A 19,267-nucleotide genomic window follows, 5' to 3' on the forward strand; every position below is an offset into this window, starting at 1 on the left:
CAGGATCCGGCTGGCAGTGCCGAACCGGGCACGAGCTTGCCGCCATTTGCGGCCGAGAGTCACCACAAAGCAAGATGGAAGACAATACCTTATAAACTTAATCAACTATTCGTTCGCGGCGACCGCGATGCGTGTTCGCCGGACAAGGCCCGGCGGGCAAAGGGGTTTTCCTGTCAGAGCGGGGCCTGAAGGGGGGCGGGGCCGCCCGGGAATCGGCGGACGGCCCCCGATGTCGCGTCACGGCCAGACCGGTGCGCCCTCCAGCCCGGCCGTTTCGGGCAGCCCGCAGATCAGGTTGGCGTTCTGCACCGCATGTCCCGCCGCCCCCTTGCCGAGATTGTCGACCACGCCCATCGCGATCACGAGGTCGCGCTCGGGGTCGGCGGCATAGCTGACAAAGGCGAGGTTCGAGCCGCTCGCCCACTTGGTCTGCGGCGGCCGCTCGGTCACACGCACGAAAGGACGCTCGGCATAATAGGCGCGGGCGGCCTCGAGGCACTGGCCGGTGCTGGTCGTGCCGCGGCCATAGATGGTGACCAGAAGGCCGCGGGTCATCGGCACGAGATGCGGGGTGAACACCAGCCCCTCGGCCGGGCCGCCGGCCAGCCGCCCGATGGTGGTGGCCATCTCGGGCATGTGCACATGCTGCAGGAGGCCGTAGGGCTGCAGGTTCTCGTTGCTCTCGGCATAGCCGAACCGGCTGTCGCCGCCACGCCCGGCGCCCGAGATGCCGGTCTTGGCGTCGATCACGATGTTGCCCGGCTCGATCAGCCCGCCCGCCAGCAGCGGGGCGAGCGCCGTCAGTGTCGCGACCGGAAAGCAGCCGGGGTTGGCGATGCGGGTCTGGCCGCGGATCCGCTCGGGCCAGACATCCGCCAGCCCGTAGGTCCAGCCATCGACGTAGCGGTGATCGCCCCCGATATCGACGATCTTCACGCCCTCTGGCACCCGCGCCAGCGCTTCGGCCGAGGCGCCCGTGGGCAGCGAGGCAAAGAGCAGGTCGAGATCGGGTAGGGCCTCTGGATCCCACCGTGCGATCTCCAGCCCGGAGAGTTTCGGCGGCACGCCGGGGAAGCGGTCGACGAGACGGCTGCCGGCGCTGCTTTCGCCGGCGGCGTAGACCAGCTCGAAGGAAGGGTGGCTCGCGATCAGGCGCAGCGCTTCGCCGCCGCCAAACCCGCTGATGCCGACAATGCCGACCCGAATGCTCATGGTGATGTCCTTTCGGTTTCGGAAAAACAAAAGCCCCCGGAGCCGGGGGCTGCGGGGGATCAGGAACGCGGGTCTGCGGTGCCTTGCTCGGAAGAGCCTGCGGCGCGCGCGGGCTATTTCTCGTGAGGGCACGGATCGACGCGCAGCTTGACGGACCGCAGCATGAGGGGGCTGCGTCGGCGTCGGTCAAACTGGGGCGTGGTCCTGAACATCGCCAAAAGACATGTCGGCAGGCGGAGCCCGGGTCAAGCGCTTCCCTGCGCGCGGCGTGCGTTTCCGCGCCGTAAGTGACGGGCAGGGGCCCAAGTGTCCCCCGAAACGACGAAGGGCTGCCCGAAGGCAGCCCTTTGCGTCAAGTTCCCCCATCGAAGTTCAGTCGAGAGGGAAGTTGGAGCGGGCGAGGCGATTCGAACGCCCGACCCTTACCTTGGCAAGGTAATGCTCTACCCCTGAGCTACGCCCGCTCGGCGCGGCGGATCTCTCCGCCTTGGGTCGGTCTGGAGCGGGCGAGGCGATTCGAACGCCCGACCCTTACCTTGGCAAGGTAATGCTCTACCCCTGAGCTACGCCCGCATATCAGACCGTTTGCCGGGTGACCCCGGCCGGGTAAACCACCATCTGGAGCGGGCGAGGCGATTCGAACGCCCGACCCTTACCTTGGCAAGGTAATGCTCTACCCCTGAGCTACGCCCGCCCCCTTGGTGGTGGAGGCGATTTAGAGTCTCCCGCGCCGGTCTGCAAGAGAAAAACTCATCTTTCTCACCGAAACCTGCGACGGGGCGTCCCGCGCCCCGCGTTTCAGGAACAGTCGTGCCGCAGGGGCGGCGCGGCGCCGTTTCGCGACCCGCAGCATCACAGAGCCTTTTGCCATGTCACAGCTTCTCAACCGCACCGCCACGCCGCTTGTCACCGGCCTGTTCCTCGTCTCTCTGGTCTCGGGCGTCGCCCTGTTTTTCCACTGGGCGCCCGCCACCTTCCACGCCATGCACGAATGGCTCAGCATCGTGCTGATCCTGCCTTTCGCGCTGCATATCTGGAAGAACTGGCGCCCGATGAGCGCCTACCTGCGCAGGCCGGTCTTCGCCGTGGCGATGGTGGCGTCGCTGGCCGCGGCGCTGGCCTTCGTGGTTCCCTCTGCCTCCAACTCGGCCAGTGGCGGCCGTCCGCCGCAATTCGCCGTCGCCCAGCAGGTGTTGAACGGTTCTGTCGACGCCGTGGCCTCAGTGATGGGGGAAACCCCGGAGGCGCTCGACGCGGCGCTGAGCGCGGCCGGCTTCACCGTTGCCGACTCCTCGCAGAGCCTGTCGGAGATCGCCGTCGCGTCCGGCCAGCCGCCCGAGGCGATTCTGGCGCTGCTCGCTGCGCAAGGCAGCTGAGCGGCTGTCTCAGTCCTTCGGGGCAGGGCGCTCCACCGGTCCGCCCTGGGCCACCCAGTCGGTGAAACCGTCGCGCAGGTGGGCGGCGTCGAAGCCCATGTCCTGCAGCATCGCCACCGCCAGCGCCGAACGCCAGCCGCTGGCGCAGTGAAACAGGTAGCGCTTGCCCGTCTGGGCGAACACCTCGCGATGATAGGGGCTTTCAGGATCGACCCAGAATTCCAGCATCCCGCGCGGTGCGTGTACCGAGCCCGGAATGAACCCGCTGCGCTGTCGCTCGCGCACGTCGCGGATGTCGACGATCAGAAGGTCCTCGTCACCAAGCTGCGCGATCGCCGCAGCGGTCTCGACCTCCGGAATGCGCGCCCGCGCCTCCGCCACCAGCGCCGCCGCGCTCACCCTCAAGGCCATATCCTCTCCTCCCAAGTGCTCCCCCCCGCCGCTTCTTTGGTTCAAAAATACCTCGGGGGTGAATTGGCGCAGAGCGCCAAGAGGGGGCTGGCCCCCTCTTTCTTTCTTACAGGCGCAGCTCTGGTGCGACAGGGGGGGCGGCGCCCCCTCTCGCCCGCGCCACAGGAGCGACGCCGGGGCAGGGGGCCAAGGCCCCCACCCGGCCCCGATCACTCCAGCTCGATCAGCAGGTCCTTGGCGTCGATCTGTCCGCCGGGTTGCACATGCACCGCCTTCACGGTGGCATCGCGCTCGGCGTGCAGGCCGGTCTCCATCTTCATCGCCTCGATGGTCAGCAGCAGATCGCCCTCCTTGACCTGGGCGCCCGCTTGCACCGAGACCGAGGCCACCACGCCGGGCATCGGCGCGCCGATGTGGTTGGGGTTGCCGACCTCCGCCTTGGGGCGCGCGGCCGAGCTTGCCTTGGCCTTGCGGTCGGGCACCCGCACCGTGCGCGGCTGGCCGTTGAGTTCGAAGAACACCCGCACCTCGCCATCGTCCTGGGTCTCGCCCACGGTGATCAGTCGGATCTCCAGCGTCTTGCCGGGGTCGATCTCGGCGGTGATCTGCTCCTCCGGCTCCATGCCGTAGAAATAGGTCATGGTCGGCAGCACCCGGACGGGGCCGTATTCCTCGTGGCGCGCCACGTAGTCGGTGAAGACCTTGGGATACATCAGGTAGCCGTTGAAATCCTCGTCGTCGAACTCGACATCGGGGAACTTGTCCTGAAGCTCCTTGCGCAGGGCGTCGAAATCCGCCGGCGCAAGGTGCTTGCCGGGGCGCTCGGTGTTCGGCTTCTCGCTCTTCAGCACCTTCTTGACGATGCCCTCGGGGAAGCCGCCCGGCGGCTGGCCGAGATTGCCGCGCATCATGTCGATCACCGAATCCGGGAAGCTCACGTCGCTCTTGGGATCCTCGACCTGCGCCCGGGTCAGCCCCTGGCTGACCATCATCAGCGCCATGTCGCCCACGACCTTGGACGACGGCGTCACCTTGACGATGTCGCCGAACATCATGTTCACGTCGGCATAGGTCTTGGCGACCTCGTGCCAGCGGTCCTCGAGCCCGAGCGAGCGCGCCTGCGCCTTGAGGTTGGTGAACTGGCCGCCGGGCATCTCGTGCAGGTAGACCTCGGAGGCCGGGGCCTGCAGGCCGCTCTCGAAGGCGGTGTACTGGCCGCGCACCGCTTCCCAGTAGTTCGAGATCTCGCGGATCGCGTCGATCTCGAGCCCGGTGTCGCGCTCGGTGTGGCGCAGCGCCTCGACCACCGAGCCCAGCGTCGGCTGCGAGGTGTTGCCCGAGAGCGCGTCCATCGCCGCGTCGACCGCGTCGACGCCGGCCCGGGCCGCCTCGAGGATGGTGGCGATGCCGGCACCCGAGGTGTCGTGGGTGTGGAAGTGGATCGGCAGGCCGACCTCTTCCTTCAGCGCCTTGACCAGCGGGCCTGCGGCGGAGGGTTTGAGCAGCCCGGCCATGTCCTTCAGTCCCAGCACATGCGCGCCGGCGTCGCGGAGGGACTTGCCCATCTCGACATAGTATTTGAGGTCGTACTTGGCGCGGTCGGGATCGAGGATGTCGCCAGTGTAGCAGATCGTGCCTTCGCAGACCTTGCCGCTGTCGATCACCGCATCCATCGCGACCCGCATGTTCTCGACCCAGTTCAGGCTGTCGAACACCCGGAACACGTCGACGCCACTCTCGGCGGCCTGCGCCACGAAGCTCTGGACCACGTTGTCGGGATAGTTGGTGTAGCCCACACCGTTGGAGGCGCGCAGCAGCATCTGCGTCATGATGTTGGGCATCTTGGCGCGGATGTCGCGCAGGCGCTGCCACGGGCATTCCTGCAGGAAGCGGTAGGCCACGTCGAAGGTCGCGCCGCCCCAGCACTCGACCGAGAACAGCCCCGACATGTTGGCCGCATAGGCCGGCGCCACCTTGATCATGTCGAGCGAGCGCATCCGGGTCGCCAGCAGCGACTGGTGGCCGTCGCGCATGGTGGTGTCGGTGATCAGCAGCTGCTTCTGCTCTGCCATCCAGTCGGCCACCGCCTGCGCGCCCTTTTCCTCGAGCAAAGTGCGGGTGCCCGGCGGCGTCACCTCGAGGCGGCGCTCCGGCGGGCGGGCGGGCTTGAGCTCGGCGGCGGGGCGGGGGCGGCCCTGCACCTCGGGGTGACCGTTGACCGTGATGTCGGCAATGTAAGTCAGCACCTTGGTGCCGCGGTCGCGGCGCTTCTTGAAATCAAAAAGCTCGGGCGTCGTGTCGATGAACTTCGTCGTGTACTGGTTGTTCAGGAAGACCGGGTGCTTGAGCAGGTTGATGACGAAGTCGATATTCGTGCTCACGCCGCGGATGCGGAACTCGCGCAGGGCGCGGTCCATGCGGCTGATCGCCTTTTCCGGCGTCGGCGCCTTGGCGGTGACCTTCACCAGCAGCGAATCGTAGAAGCGGGTGATCACGCCGCCCGCATAGGCGGTGCCGCCGTCCAGACGGATGCCCATGCCGGTGGCCGAGCGGTAGGCGGTGATGCGGCCGTAATCGGGGATGAAGTTGTTGGTCGGATCCTCGGTGGTGATCCGGGTCTGCAGCGCGTGGCCGGTGAGCCTGACATCGTATTGCGAGGCCTTGCCGGTGGCCTCGGCGAGGCTCTTGCCCTCGGCGATCATGATCTGCGCCTGCACGATGTCGATCCCGGTGACCTCCTCGGTCACGGTGTGCTCGACCTGCACCCGCGGGTTGACCTCGATGAAGTAGAAGTTGCCGGTTTCCATGTCCATCAGGAACTCGACCGTGCCGGCGCATTCATAGTTCACGTGGGCGCAGATCTTGCGGCCAAGCTCGCACAGCTCCTCGCGCTGGGCCTCGGAGAGATAGGGGGCGGGCGCGCGCTCAACGACCTTCTGGTTGCGGCGCTGCACCGAGCAGTCGCGCTCGTAGAGGTGATAGATGTTGCCCTGCTTGTCGCCGAGGATCTGCACCTCGACGTGGCGCGCGCGGGTGATCATCTTCTCGAGATAGCCCTCGCCATTGCCGAAGGCGGCCTCGGCTTCGCGACGGCCCTCGAGCACCTTTTCCTTCAGTTCCTTGCCGCTTTCGATCGGGCGCATGCCGCGCCCGCCGCCACCCCAGCTCGCCTTGAGCATCAGCGGATAGCCGATCTCCTCGGCCTCCTTGGCGATGGCCTTGAAATCGTCGCCCAGCACCTCGGTGGCGGGGATCACCGGCACGCCGGCCTCGATCGCCACCTTGCGGGCGCTAGCCTTGTCACCGAGCGCGCGCATGGTCTCGGCCCGGGGACCGATGAAGGTGATGCCGGCGGCGACGCAGGCATCGACGAATTCCGGATTCTCCGACAGCAGGCCGTAGCCCGGGTGGATCGCGTCGGCGCCGGCTTCCTTGGCGACGCGGATGATCTCGGGGATGCTCAGATAGGCCGCGACCGGACCCAGCCCCTCGCCGATGCGATAGGCCTCGTCGGCCTTGAAGCGGTGAAGTCCAAGCTTGTCCTCTTCGGCATAGACGGCGACCGTCTTCTTTCCCATCTCGTTGGCCGCCCGCATGATGCGGATGGCGATCTCGCCGCGGTTCGCGATCAGGATCTTTTGGAATTCGGACATGCTCTAACTTCCTCCTTGGTGGCCTCACTCCGGACCAACGGCGAGATAGAACGCGATGCCGCGATGCAGCGCAAGGTGGCTTTGCAAATTTAACATGTAGATCAGACTTGTTTGCAAAGTTGGGCGCAGGATCGGTCGGATTTCCAGATTTTCGTCAATTTTCAGCCTTTGGGTAATGCAATCCGTTACTCGGGGAGATTCGGTTTCGCGTTTTGCGCTAAGGGGCGCCTGTTTATGGCCTTCACATTTGGCATCGTTTCGCTGTCCAGCATCACCGGGGCAGACCCGGTCAGCGGATCGCAATCAGACGATACAAGTACGGTCGGGACCACCATCGGCGACGTGATGTCGTTCTCCAGTGCGGGCGATGTCTCGGCGCAGACCGCCGATGGCGATTACCCCGATGATGGCGGCGCCGCGCTGATCGAGCCGCTCACCATCAACGGCACCACCTTCGCTGCGGGCTCCACGGTCGAGGCTGACTGGGAGGTGATCACCGTCGATCCCGACACCGGCTACTACTACCGCATCACCGGCCTCTACATCGAGGACGATCCGGTGGGCGTGGCGATCTCGCGCGCCTGGGACGCCAGCACCGGGCAATACGTGGCGGGCGCAGCCGGCGTCTATCAGCCGGGCACGGATCTCACCCAGATCGACGGCGATGATCTCGACGGCACGCCGAATCAGGCGAATTTCACCACCGACAGCAATTATACCGACTACGGCAGTCAGGACGGCATCGGCAACGACGCGCAACTGACCGACAGCAATGGCGTGGTGATGTGCTTCGCCCACGGCACCCGCATCGCCACGCCGCGCGGCGAGGTCGCCGTGGAGGATCTGCGCTCGGGGGATCTCGTGCGGACGCTCGACTCCGGAGACCAGACGCTGCGCTTCGTCGGGCGCCGCGTGCTGAGCGCGCGGGATCTGCGCGACATGCCGCGGCTGTGCCCGATGCGCATCCGCGCCGGCGCGCTGGGGCAGGGGCTGCCACGGCGCGATCTCGTGGTGTCGCCGCAGCACCGGCTGCTGCTGCGCTCGAGGATCGCCGAACGCATGTGCGGCACGCCCGAGGTGCTGGTTGCGGCGCGGCAGCTGCGCCACCTCAAGGGCATCACCCAGATCGGCCCGGAGGGGGTGGCGTATTATCACCTGCTCTTCGACCGGCACGAGATCGTGCTGGCCGAGGGCGCGCCAACGGAATCGCTCTATCTCGGCGACCGTGCCTTCGGCGGGCTGCCAGAGGCGCTGCGCGACGAGGTTCTGACGCTGTTCCCCGAGCTGGCCATGCTCGGACCGCGGGCCTCGCGCCCGCTGCTCGAGGGGCCGCGCGCCAAGCGTCTGGTGCTGCGCCACCGCCGCAACCGCCGCGCGCCGCTGGCTGTCTGACGCGATGTGCGGCGCGGCGCTGCCAATTGCAAAAGAATGGTGAGAACATTGCGCGAACGCCGTCTTTCCATCCGGCGGCGCAACCGCTAGATTGGCGGCATGAGCAGTTTCGATGACATGGACGCCTTCGAAGGCGCTTCGCTGTCCGCGCGCGCCATGGCCGCGCGCCCGGCGCCCTATCTCGACGATCTGAACCCGGCGCAGCGCGAGGCGGTCGAACGGCTCGACGGGCCGGTGCTGATGCTTGCCGGTGCCGGCACCGGCAAGACCAAGGCGCTGACCTCGCGCATCGTGCACCTGCTGGTGAGCGGCAAAGCGCGCCCGAACGAGATCCTGTCGGTGACCTTCACCAACAAGGCCGCGCGCGAGATGAAGACCCGGGTGGGCCGGCTGCTCGGCCAGCAGATCGAGGGGATGCCGTGGCTTGGCACCTTCCACGCCATCTGCGTCAAGCTGCTGCGCCGCCACGCCGAGCTTGCGGGGCTGAAGTCGAACTTCACCATCCTCGACACCGACGACCAGATCCGACTGCTCAAGCAGTTGCTCGCGGCCAACAATATCGACGAAAAGCGCTGGCCGGCGCGGCAGCTCTCGGGGCTGATCGACCACTGGAAGAACCGCGCCTGGACGCCCTCGAAGGTGCCAGCGTCGGAGGCCTCGGCCTTCAACCACCGCGGCACCGAGCTCTATGAGCAGTACCAGACTCGCCTGCGCGAGCTGAACGCCTGCGATTTTGGCGACCTGCTGCTGCACGTGGTGACGATCTTCCAGGCCCATCCCGACATTCTCGAGCAATACCAGCGCTGGTTCCGCTACATCCTCGTGGACGAGTATCAGGACACCAACGTGGCGCAGTATCTCTGGCTGCGGCTGCTGGCGGGCGGGCACAAGAACATTTGCTGCGTCGGCGATGACGACCAGTCGATCTATGGCTGGCGCGGCGCCGAGGTCGGCAACATCCTGCGGTTCGAAAAGGATTTTCCCGGCGCCCACGTCGTGCGACTCGAGCAGAACTACCGATCGACCGAGCATATCCTCGCTGCCGCAGGCGGGGTGATCCGGGGCAACGAGGGCCGGCTCGGCAAGGAGCTCTGGACCGCCGCGGAGGGCGGAGAGAAGGTCCGCCTGATCGGCCACTGGGACGGCGAGGAAGAGGCCCGCTGGATCGGCGAGGAGATCGAGTCGCTCCAGAAGGGCACCCGCGGGCTTGATCCCAAATCGCTCGACGACATGGCGATTCTGGTGCGGGCCTCGCACCAGATGCGCGCCTTCGAGGATCGCTTCCTGACCATCGGCCTGCCTTACCGGGTCATCGGTGGCCCGCGCTTCTACGAGCGCATGGAGATCCGCGATGCCATGGCCTATTTCCGCCTCGTGGTCTCGACCGATGACGACCTCGCCTTCGAGCGCATCGTCAACACCCCCAAGCGCGGCCTTGGCGACAAGGCGCAGCAGCTGATCCAGCACACCGCGCGCGAGTTCGGCGTGTCGCTGCTCGACGGGGCGCGCATCGCGGTCGACGAGGGCCGGATCAAGGGCAAGGGCGGTGGCCACCTGCGCCAGCTCTGCGAGAACCTCGCGCGCTGGCGCGAGGCGATGCTCGGCCCGGTGCTGCGTGGCGGAGAGGTGCCCGATGACGGCATCGAGGACGCGGTGATCGACGACGAGGAACCGCTCACCGTGGGCGAGACCCGGCGTGGCACACCGCGCATGACCCACATGGAGCTCGCCGAGATGATCCTCGACGAGAGCGGCTACACCGCCATGTGGCAGAACGACAAGACGCCCGAGGCACCGGGCCGGCTCGAGAACCTCAAGGAACTGGTCAAGGCGCTGGACCAGTTCGAGAACCTGCAGGGCTTCCTCGAACACGTGGCGCTGATCATGGACAACGAGACCGAGGAGAGCGGCGCCAAGGTCTCGATCATGACGCTGCACGCGGCCAAGGGGCTCGAATTCCCGGTGGTCTTCCTGCCGGGCTGGGAGGACGGGCTGTTCCCGTCGCAGCGCTCGATGGACGAGAGCGGCCAGAAGGGGCTCGAGGAAGAGCGCCGGCTGGCCTATGTGGGCATCACCCGGGCCGAGCAGCTTTGCACCATTTCCTTTGCCGGCAACCGCCGGGTTTTTGGCCAGTGGCAGAGCGCGCTGCCGTCGCGCTTTATCGACGAGCTGCCCGAGCAGCATGTCGAGGTGCTGACCCCGCCGGGGCTCTATGGCGGCGGCTTCGGCGCCGCGGCGCCCTATGGTGCCGGATCGGGGCTCGAGAGCCGCGCCGCCGAGGCCAATGTCTACAACTCGCCGGGCTGGAAGCGGCTGCAGGAGCGCTCGGGCCAGCGCCCGATGAGCCAGCCGCGCGAGAGCCGCAACACGGTGATCGACCTTCAGGCGGTCTCGGCCTTCGAGACCGGGCAGCGCGTGTTCCACCAGAAATTCGGCTACGGCGCGGTGATCGGCATCGAGGGCGACAAGCTCGAGATCGATTTCGAGAAGGCCGGGGTCAAGAAGGTGGTGGCGCGCTTCGTGCACGCCGAGAACGACGTGCCGTTCTAGCGGACCGGCCTCAAGGGACGCGGTCCAACGTGTTGGGTTGAAACGTGGCTTCCCAGCCGGGAGGCGTCAGCCGCGCGGCATGCGCAGCACGATGTTGCGCCCGCTCTTGGTCAGTCGCAGCTCATCTTCGCCGATCGCCGCGACCCGCCCGCCATCGAGCCGGTCGCCGACCTTGACGTTCTGCAGCCGCCCGTTCGACAGCCGCACCAGCGCGCGTCGGTTCGAGGCGCTGCCGAAGACGCCGATCAGGTTCATGTCACGCAGGTTGATCTGGTTCGCCGTGGTGGCTTCGCGCGCCACGTTGGCGTTCTGCGGCACCCGGGGGCCGGGCTGCACACGCACCGGTGCGGCGCTGGCGGTCTGGGACGGCTGCGGAGCGCGGCGGGCCGCCTGTTGCACGAGGCTCGACATGTTGCCGGGCCGGATCTGCGGTTCGAGCGAGCTCGCCACCGCCTGTGCGGTGCCGGTTGGCACGTCTGGCTCCTCGAGCGCCTCTTCCACCGCGGTCGCGATGTCTTCGGACACCTCTTCGGACACCGGAGCGACCGGGACGACCGCCTCGGCCTGCGCCGTCACGCTGGCCGGTCGGAGCACGGGTCGCTTGTCGGCCAGTTCAGAGCGGGAGATGCCGCCGAGGTTCGCACGTTCGGCCTGCTCGATCAGATCTTCCGGACGGCCCAGCGGGCGCACGGCGCGCAACGCATCCTCCGTGGCGCCGTCCCGCGCCTCGGTCTCGCCGGTCTCGGGCGCTGCCTCTGCAGGGGCCCGACGCGGCGGGCGTTGCGGCGGCGGGCCGGTGAAGACGCGGTGCCCGTCGGGCGAGATCGCGCCCTCGGGCGTGGCCCGGACCAGCCCGCTTGGATCGAGGTCGAAGCGAGTGTCGGGGCCGGGCGGCAGGCGCACGGGCTCGAGCGCGATATCGTCGTTGAGACCTGGCGCCGCGGGCAGGGCGATGGCGTCGAGCTGCCCGACGGTTGGATCGACGGACGAGATGTAGACCGCATCGACATCGTCGCCGCCGGGCTGGCGCGGGGCGGTCGGGGCGCGTTGCCAGATACCGGTCGCAGCATAGCTTGCCGCCGCCTCTTCGGGCGACACCGCCTCGGCGACGGGCGCGGGTTCGGCAGGCGGGGCTGCCGCCTCGAACTCGGGCTCGGCCTCGACCTCCGGCTGTGGCTCTGGCGCCGGATCGGCGCTCAGGCCGGCGGTTTCCAGCTGCGTATCGGGCGCAACGGGCGCCTCTGGCTCTGCCTCCGCCAGCCCTGCCGCTTCGACGGGAGGGGCAGTGTCGGAGACCGCTTCGGCGGGGGCGCTCTCGGCGATGGCGGTATTGTCATCGGTGCTCTGGAACAGCCCCGAGATGCCGTCCTCCAAGAACACCGAGGCCCAGGCGGCGACGCCGGCGAGAAACAGCAGCAGCGCCGCGGTCAGCATCAGGCCGAGGAAGCGTGGCTTGCCACCGACCTCGTGCCCGCGGGCGCCGAACACCGTCATTCTGCGGCGCTCTTCCTCCGGGTCGACGGCGGCGGCCGCGCTGACCTGCGCCGTGGCGGGGCCGGGATCCTCACCGCGGTTGCGCCGCATGGCGGCAACCTGAAGCGGATCGCGCGCGGGTTTGGCGGGTTTGCTTGGCTCCCCGGCCGCGGCCGGCGCTTCCGCTTTCGGATTTTGTTTCAAGCCCTTGTCGGGGGTCTTTCGTGCCGTCTCCGGCTTGGCGGCAGCGCTGCGCGGCGTGGTCGCGCCGGCCGGGGCCTCTGCCCTGAGCGCTGGTGCGCTGCCCGGCGCGGGCGCCTCTGGCGCTGCGCTCAGGGCGGGTGCGGCGGCGGGTTTGGGCGGGACGCGGCTGGCCCTGATGCTCGAGAAGCTCGGGGCGGAGGGCTGTTCGGTGGTGGCAGACGGGGTCGGCAACACGGTGCGAGATGCCGGCAGCGGCGGCACGTCCGCATCGCTGCGTGCCTCGCCGCCCGGGCCGAAAGTGCCGCTGCCGAAGCTCGGCTGGGTCTCGGGCGCGGCCGGTTCCGGCGCCCTCTCGGGCGCTACGGGGCCGGCGTCGGGGAGGTCCGCAACAGGTGTCTCGGGCGCGATCGCGCTATCCGGCGCGGAGAGGTCCGGCCCGTCGGTGGCGTCGGGCGTGTCCTGTTCAGCCGCGGACGCCTCGGTGGCGGCCGTCTCTGGCATGGTCTCTGGGGCCTCTGGCACGGTCTCCGACGCGCGTTTGGCCGCTGCGGCCCAGGGGGCATCGGGCGTGGCATCTACGATCTCGATCGGTGTCCTGAGGCGCTCGGGCGTGGCGCCACTCCAGCCCGGTGCGGTGCCGAACCAGACGGTGCCCTCGAACGCGCCGTCTGGCGGCACCGTGGTGAAGGCCATCGCCGTGAAGCCGTGTGCCTGCACGAAGCTCTCGGCCTCGTCGAGCGTTTCCAGAGCCACCGCGGCCGCGCAGAGCCTGTCGCCCTTCAGCGTCCAGTCATGGCGCAATTCATCGACCGCGTAAGGCGTCGCGCCATCGAGCGCCGCCCCCACGGCGGCCTCGCGGGCGGCGTCGTCCGGTCCCGGATCGGCGAGGTCGAGAAAGCGGACCTGTTCGCTCGGCAGCACCAGAAGCACCTGCGCGCCATCGGCGGACAGGGCCGTGGCGCGGTCGCGCAGCGCCGCCAGCGACTGGTCCAGCTCGGCATCGTCAAAGGCCACACGGTCGATCTGCATCCAGCCGGTGACCGCCCGCCGAAGCAGAGCGATGCCGTCAAAGGACAGGGAAAGCGCGAAATTCGGTACCATGTCCGGTCTCTACCACTGCTCGGCTGTTTGTGGGAGTCTCCAGCCCTCGCATTGCAGACTACAGCAGCCTTCCGCCGAGCGGAAGAAAGCTTGCGGCGCAGAGCCTTGCGACATGGGGCTCGAGGCCCGATGTTGACGATATCTTTACCAGTCTCGAGGAGGATCCCATGCGTCGTCTGGCCCTGATCACCGCCTGCACGCTCATTTTGTCGGCAGGCGCCGGCTTTGCGCAGGACAGCGCGCCGAAGCTCACCGTCACGGGCGAGGGAGAGGCCGTCGCCGTGCCAGACATGGCCACGGTCAGCCTCGGCGTGAGTGCGCAGAACCCCGACCCCGGCGCCGCGATGAACGAGGCGTCCGAGGTCGCTGGGGCGATTCTCGCCCGGCTCGATGCCATGGGGATTGCCGCGCGCGACCGGCAGACCTCGGATGTCGGGCTGCAGCCGATCTGGAACAGCCATGATTCCGACCGCCCGCGCGAGATCACCGGCTACGAGGCGTCGAACCGGCTGACGGTGCGGGTGCGCGACCTCGATCAGCTTGGCGCGGTGCTGGGCGCGGTGACCGAGGATGGCGCCAACCGCCTCTCGGGGCTGAGCTTTGGCCTGCAGGATCCCGACCCGGTGAGCGAGGCCGCCCGGCGCGACGCCGTGGCAGATGCGATGGAGCGGGCGAAGGTGCTGGCCGAGGCAGCCGGGGTCACGCTCGGTCCGGTGCTGTCGATCTCCGAGTCCGGCGGCGGCTACGCGCCGTCTCCGATGCCGATGATGGAGGCCCGGGTGGCTGCGGCGCCGATCGCCGCGGGCGAATCCACCATCAATGCCCGGGTGACCATGGTGTTCGAACTCGCCGAGTAGGTCCGACCTGAAAAGGGGGAAGCGCCGCGGCGCTTCCCCCTTCGTCCAAGACGTGACGCGCGATCAGCCGGCCTGCGCGAGCGCCTGATCGAGATCTGCGATCAGGTCCTCCGGATCCTCGATGCCGATCGAGATCCGCACCACGTTCGGCGCCGCTCCGGCGGCGATCTGCTGCTCCTCGCTGAGCTGGCGGTGGGTGGTCGAGGCCGAGTGGATCACCAGGCTGCGCGCATCGCCGAGATTGGCCACGTGGCTGAAGATCTGCAGTGCATCGACGAATTTCGTGCAACTCTCGTAGCCGCCCTTGAGCGCCACGGTGAACAGCCCACCGGCCCCGTTGGGGCAGATCTTGGCGACGCGGTCATTGTAGGGCGAGGAGGGCAGACCGGCATAGGTCACCCGCTCGACCGCCGGATGGTTCTCCAGCCAGGCCGCAACGCGCTGGGCGTTCTCCACGTGTCTCTGCATCCGCAGGCTCAGGGTCTCGATGCCCATCAGCGTGTAATGCGCGCCTTGCGGGTTCATCGTCATGCCGAGATCGCGCAGGCCAATGGCGATGGAGTGGAAGGTGAAGGCGAGCGAGCCGAAGGTCTCGTGGAACTTGAGCCCGTGATAGGCGGGCTCGGGTTCGGAGAGAGAGGGGAACTTGCCCGAGGCGGACCAGTCGAACGTGCCCGAGTCGATCACCGCGCCGCCGGTCACCGTGCCGTTGCCGGTCATGTACTTGGTCAGCGAATGGACCACCAGCGTGGCGCCATGCTCGATCGGTCGGCACAGGTACGGCGTGGCCGAGGTGTTGTCGACGATCAGCGGCAGCCCGGCCTTGTCGGCGATGGCGGCGATGGCATCGAGATCGGTGATGTAGCCGCCCGGGTTGGCGATGCTCTCGCAGAACACCGCGCGGGTGTTGTCGTCGATCGCGGCCTCGACGGCGCCGAGATCGTCGAAATCGACGAATTTGCACGACCAGCCAAAGCGCTTGATGGTCTGGCTGAACTGGGTGATCGTTCCGCCATAAGCCCTTGTGGAAGCGACGATGTTGAGCCCCGGACCCATCAGCGGGAAGAGCGCCATGATCTGCGCCGCGTGGCCCGAAGAGCAGCACACCGCGCCCGCGCCACCCTCGAGCGTCGCGACCCGCTCCTGCAGCGCCGCCACCGTCGGATTGGTCAGGCGGGAGTAGATGTAGCCGACCTCCTGCAGGTTGAAGAGCGCCGCCGCGTGGTCGGCATCGCGGAACACGTAGGCGGTGGTCTGGTAGATCGGGGTCTGCCGCGCGCCGGTGGCCGGGTCGGGCCGGGCGCCCGCGTGCACCTGCAGCGTATCGAAGCCGTGTGTCATGAAATCCTCCCTGATGATCCCTCGACCATAGGCCTAGGCCATTGCGGGGCGCCCCACAATATCCGTCGTCTCGTTTCTCTCCGGACCGGCGCTGCGCTCCTTTCTGACGCGCCGCACGGGCGGGCGGGAACGGCCTGCCTCCGGCGGGAGTATTTTTGACGAAGAGAAGCCAGGGGCGCGGCGCTTCTGACTTCTTTGGTTCAAAAATACCTCGGGGGGTGAATTGGCCGCAGGCCAAGAGGGCGCTGGCCCCCTTTACCCCTCCTCATCCTGCGCTAGGCTCCGGGCAGACGCATTCAAACAAGGATGGATTCATGAAACTCATATGGCTTGGGCATGGCAGCTTCCGAATCGAGATCGAAGATCAGGTTCTTCTGATCGACCCGTGGGTCACCGGCAATCCGATGATGCCCGACGAGCGCATCGAGGAGGCGCTGGACGGCGCCACGCAGATCCTGATGACACACGGTCATTTCGACCACACCAACGACTGCGTCCAGCTCTCGAAGGACAGGTCGCTGCCGGTTTCGGGTATCTTCGAACTGGTCAACCTGCTCGAGAGCCAGGGCGCGGTGGCGGGCCAGGCCTTCAACAAGGGCGGCACGGCGCAGTTCGGCAAGGTCTCGGTCAGCATGGTGCCCGCCTCGCACAGCTCGTCGATGGTGGTCGATGGCGTCGCCCAGTACACGGGCATGGAAACCGGCTTCATCATCCGCGGCGAGGGCACGACGATCTACTTCTCGGGCGATACCACGATCATGGCCGACATGAGCTGGATCGGCGCCTACTACAAGCCCGACATCGGTATCCTCAGCGCCGGCGGCTACTACACCATGGACATGGAGATGGCAGCCTGGGCCGCGAAGACCTACTTCGACTTCAAGACCGTGATCCCCATGCATTACCGCACCTTCCCGGCGCTCGCGCAGTCGGCCGAGGCGCTGGCCGCGGGCCTGCCCGGCGTTCAGGTCGTCGAGCCGCAGGTGCTGGAGGCGATCCCGCTCTGAGGGGCACACCCCGGGTTCCCGGCGCGCCCCGCCCTGCCTATAGTGCGGGCAAAACAAGCGGGGCGCGCGCAGCGATATGATCGGCACAGGAACGAGCGAGGGCGCTGGCCCGGTCAACGTGATGATCGTGGGCCAGGCCGGACGTCTGCAATACGAGGCGCTGCTCTTCGCCCTGTCGCTGGCGCTCACCACGCCCGCGCGCCGCGCCAGGCTCTACGTCGCCGAGCCGCAGCCCGGCGATCTCTGGCCACTCGATCCGCGCATCGACGACCCCGAGCTGCGCGCGCTACTCGAGGCGCAGGGCGCCGAGATCCTGCCCTTCGAGAGCCTGCATTTCGGTGCCGCCTACGCCTATGGCAACAAGATCGAGGCACTGCTCTCCATGCCGGAGGGCGAGCCCTTCGTGTTCTTCGACACCGACACGCTGATCCTTGACGATCTGGCCCGCGTGCCGTTCGACTTCGCGCGCCCGACCGCGTCGCTCCGGCGCGAAGGCACCTGGCCGCAGATCGAGCTCTACGGCCCCGGATATACCGAGACCTGGAAGGCGCTCTACGACCGCTTCGGTCTTGATTTCGAGAGCTCGCTCGACCTGCGCTGGCCCGACGAGTACTGGCAGCGCTACCTCTACTTCAACGCAGGTTTCTTCTTCGGCGCCTGCCCGCGCCGCTTCGGGCGGCGCTTCTTGGACTATGCGCTCGCGATCCGCGACGACCCGCCGCCCGAGCTGGTCTGTCAGAGCCTCGATCCGTGGCTCGACCAGGTGGCCTTGCCGCTGGTGATCCAGTCCTGTGGCGGCGGGCGGGACACGCTGCCGGACGGGCTCATTGATGGCGCGGTGAGCTGCCATTACCGCACGCTGCCACTGCTCTACGCACGCGAAAGCGACGCGGTGGTGGATTGGCTCGAGGAGATCACCGCGCCGAACCGGATCAAGAAGGTGCTGAAGCAATACGAGCCGATCAAGCGCATGGTCTACCAGGGGCGGGGGCGCAAGGCGCGGGCGCTGTTCGATCGGGACGACCTGCCCCGGCGCGAGCAGGGGTTTCGCAACCGGCTCAAGCGCGAGGGCTTCTGGATGCGCTGAGGCGGGACGCACGGACCCGACCGCGCCTCCTCGTATCGCGGCCACTCCCCGCTGCCAGTTGCAGGGGGCCAGCCCCCTCTTGGCGCTGTGCGCCAATTCACCCCGAGGTATTTTTGAACCAAAGAAGGCAGGAGCGCCGCGCCCCTGGCTTCTCTTCGTCAAAAATACTCCCGCCGGAGGCAGGCCGGGCGTGTCCGCCGGCGCGCCGTCTCAGAAAAGGGTGCCGGTTCAGTAAGCAGGGTATTTCGCGGCGAGCCCTGCCATGAGACTGCGGTCGGTCTCGTCGAGAGGGCCGCGCGCGCCGGGTCGGAAGCGGTCGCGGAAGGCGGCGAGCAGCGCGTCGTGGCGGTCGGCCTCTACGCGGTAGCCAACGCGATGCGCATTGGCATGGAAATCACCGGGTGCCGCGGGGGCGGCGCAGATGGCGAGACCTCGCCGGGCAAGCCGCGCCCAGTCGAAGCGCGGGCCGGGATCGATCTTGCGCCCGGGCGTCATGTCGGAATGGCCGATCACCCGCTCGGGCGGAATGCGCCAGCGCTGCAGGATCCCGGCGAGCAGGGTTTCGAGCGCCGCCATCTGCGGCTCCGGGAACGGCTCGGCGCCGGTGTTGGCGATCTCGATGCCGATCGAACGCGAGTTCACTTCCGCGACGCTGCCCCAAGCGCCAAGGCCCGCGTGCCAGGCGCGCATGTCCTCGCGCACCAGTTGCCAGACGGTGCCTTGCCGGCCGATCACGTAATGCGCTGAAACACCGGCATCGGGGTGGCAGAGCCAGTCGCGCGCGCCTTTGGCGCTTGCCATGGCGGTGTAGTGCAGCACGACGATGTCGGGCACCGCGCCATCACGGCGCGGGCCGAAATTGTCGCTCGGGTGCCAGAGCGGTGTCAGCCCCCGCGCGCCGCGCGGAATGGCGCGGGGTCCCATGCGCAGGCAAAGCCGTCGCCGTCGGGGTCGAGTCCGCGGCGGTCGCGCTGCGGACCGCCCATCGACAGGAAGGCCTCCTGCGCGAGGTCGGAGGAGTTGTAGGCACCACAGGCGCGCGGCACCGGGTTGCCGTCATAGCGGCCGGACCGGTCGTAGAGCGGCACGCCCTTGGGGTTGGTGGTCTGCAGCGCGTAGGCCACGATGTTGGGCGCGCTGCTGTTCGGCCGCGGCGGCAGGTCGGTCGGCGCGATGACCTGGTACTGGGCCCGGTTCTGGGCGATCAGCGCGGCGTCGTCCTCGATGTCGCGCTGCGCCGAGACCGCATCGAAATTGTTCTCGTTCGAGATCCCGTCAGCGCCGGTCACCACCTCGGGCGCGGCGTTCTGCGGCGAGGCCTGTACCGGGGCGATGCCGGAATTCTGGGCCGCTGCGCTGGCGGCGGCCTCGGCCTCGAGGTCGTTGCCGTCAAGCGAGCGGGTCTCGACCGGCGAGGGTGCGCGCACGGTCACGGTGCCGTCGGGCTGGGCCTGCACCTGACGCTCGGCGTAGGTCTGGTAATCGTCGAAGCCGACGCCGGCGCCGCTGTCGGGCACCGAGCCTCCGGCGCAGGCGGACAGCGCCATCGCTGCCACGCCGAGAAGGAATGCCGATCTCATCATCTTGCCCGTCACCTCTCTTG

At 68.0% G+C, this 19,267-nt stretch carries 13 protein-coding genes and 3 tRNA genes; 6 read left to right on the forward strand and 10 right to left on the reverse strand.

Annotated features, from left to right (window positions below):
- Positions 1-237: 237 nt before the first annotated feature.
- The 4 genes from argC to JF542_RS17505 all read right to left on the reverse strand — a co-directional run bounded on the left by argC (position 238) and on the right by JF542_RS17505 (position 1,906).
- The gene (argC, locus tag JF542_RS17490; RefSeq protein ID WP_207076791.1) at positions 238-1,212 is read right to left on the reverse strand and encodes an N-acetyl-gamma-glutamyl-phosphate reductase; all 975 of its coding nucleotides are present in this window, start codon (positions 1,210-1,212) and stop codon (positions 238-240) included.
- A 389-nt stretch (positions 1,213-1,601) separates the two neighbouring features.
- Positions 1,602-1,676, reverse strand: a tRNA-Gly gene (locus JF542_RS17495).
- A 34-nt stretch (positions 1,677-1,710) separates the two neighbouring features.
- A tRNA-Gly gene (locus tag JF542_RS17500) sits at positions 1,711-1,785 on the reverse strand.
- Positions 1,786-1,831: 46 nt separating this feature from the next.
- A tRNA-Gly gene (locus JF542_RS17505) sits at positions 1,832-1,906 on the reverse strand.
- Positions 1,907-2,081: 175 nt separating this feature from the next.
- On the opposite strand from JF542_RS17505, the gene JF542_RS17510 reads away from it, so the two are divergent.
- Positions 2,082-2,588 (forward strand): DUF4405 domain-containing protein, encoded by a 507-nt coding sequence (locus JF542_RS17510; protein ID WP_207076792.1) that lies wholly within the window; start codon positions 2,082-2,084, stop codon positions 2,586-2,588.
- A 9-nt stretch (positions 2,589-2,597) separates the two neighbouring features.
- On the opposite strand, the gene JF542_RS17515 is transcribed toward JF542_RS17510, so the two are convergent.
- Together JF542_RS17515 and pyc are read right to left on the reverse strand one after the other, a co-directional pair.
- Positions 2,598-2,999, reverse strand: a complete 402-nt coding sequence (locus JF542_RS17515) for a rhodanese-like domain-containing protein (RefSeq protein ID WP_007801310.1) — start codon at positions 2,997-2,999, stop codon at positions 2,598-2,600.
- Positions 3,000-3,208: 209 nt separating this feature from the next.
- The gene (gene pyc / locus JF542_RS17520; RefSeq protein ID WP_207076793.1) at positions 3,209-6,652 is read right to left on the reverse strand and encodes a pyruvate carboxylase; all 3,444 of its coding nucleotides are present in this window, start codon (positions 6,650-6,652) and stop codon (positions 3,209-3,211) included.
- 234 nt (positions 6,653-6,886) lie between these two features.
- On the opposite strand from pyc, the gene JF542_RS24430 reads away from it, so the two are divergent.
- Positions 6,887-8,044, forward strand: coding sequence for a Hint domain-containing protein (locus tag JF542_RS24430; protein ID WP_242533814.1), 1,158 nt, complete (start codon positions 6,887-6,889; stop codon positions 8,042-8,044).
- A gap of 99 nt (positions 8,045-8,143) precedes the next feature.
- Positions 8,144-10,594: an ATP-dependent helicase gene (locus tag JF542_RS17530; protein WP_207076794.1), complete on the forward strand. Its 2,451-nt coding sequence runs from the start codon at positions 8,144-8,146 to the stop codon at positions 10,592-10,594.
- Between the two features lie 66 nt (positions 10,595-10,660).
- Here JF542_RS17530 and JF542_RS17535 read toward each other — a convergent pair whose 3' ends face one another.
- Entirely contained in the window at positions 10,661-13,372 is a 2,712-nt protein-coding gene (locus JF542_RS17535; protein WP_207076795.1) for a hypothetical protein, read from the reverse strand.
- A gap of 167 nt (positions 13,373-13,539) precedes the next feature.
- Here JF542_RS17535 and JF542_RS17540 point away from each other — a divergent pair, with 167 nt between their 5' ends.
- On the forward strand, positions 13,540-14,229 hold the full coding sequence (locus JF542_RS17540; RefSeq protein WP_007801304.1) for an SIMPL domain-containing protein: 690 nt from the start codon (positions 13,540-13,542) through the stop codon (positions 14,227-14,229).
- Positions 14,230-14,292: 63 nt separating this feature from the next.
- Here the strand turns inward: JF542_RS17540 and JF542_RS17545 are convergent, their stop codons facing one another.
- Complete coding sequence (locus JF542_RS17545) at positions 14,293-15,570, reverse strand: O-acetylhomoserine aminocarboxypropyltransferase/cysteine synthase family protein (RefSeq protein ID WP_007801303.1); 1,278 nt, start codon at positions 15,568-15,570, stop codon at positions 14,293-14,295.
- Positions 15,571-15,884: 314 nt separating this feature from the next.
- On the opposite strand from JF542_RS17545, the gene JF542_RS17550 reads away from it, so the two are divergent.
- Positions 15,885-16,577 carry a metal-dependent hydrolase gene (locus JF542_RS17550; RefSeq protein ID WP_207076796.1) on the forward strand — a complete coding sequence of 231 codons (693 nt, stop codon included), beginning with the start codon at positions 15,885-15,887 and terminating at the stop codon, positions 16,575-16,577.
- 76 nt (positions 16,578-16,653) lie between these two features.
- Positions 16,654-17,664, forward strand: coding sequence for a hypothetical protein (locus JF542_RS17555; protein ID WP_207076797.1), 1,011 nt, complete (start codon positions 16,654-16,656; stop codon positions 17,662-17,664).
- A 228-nt stretch (positions 17,665-17,892) separates the two neighbouring features.
- Here the strand turns inward: JF542_RS17555 and JF542_RS17560 are convergent, their stop codons facing one another.
- Together JF542_RS17560 and JF542_RS17565 are read right to left on the reverse strand one after the other, a co-directional pair.
- Entirely contained in the window at positions 17,893-18,588 is a 696-nt protein-coding gene (locus JF542_RS17560; RefSeq protein ID WP_207076798.1) for an N-acetylmuramoyl-L-alanine amidase, read from the reverse strand.
- Positions 18,549-19,244, reverse strand: coding sequence for a hypothetical protein (locus JF542_RS17565; RefSeq protein WP_207076852.1), 696 nt, complete (start codon positions 19,242-19,244; stop codon positions 18,549-18,551). Before JF542_RS17565 ends, JF542_RS17560 begins: the two co-directional genes overlap by 40 nt.
- Positions 19,245-19,267: the final 23 nt, after the last annotated feature.

Origin of the sequence: Salipiger bermudensis (assembly GCF_017309175.1) — a bacterium.
Lineage (GTDB): Bacteria > Pseudomonadota > Alphaproteobacteria > Rhodobacterales > Rhodobacteraceae > Salipiger > Salipiger bermudensis.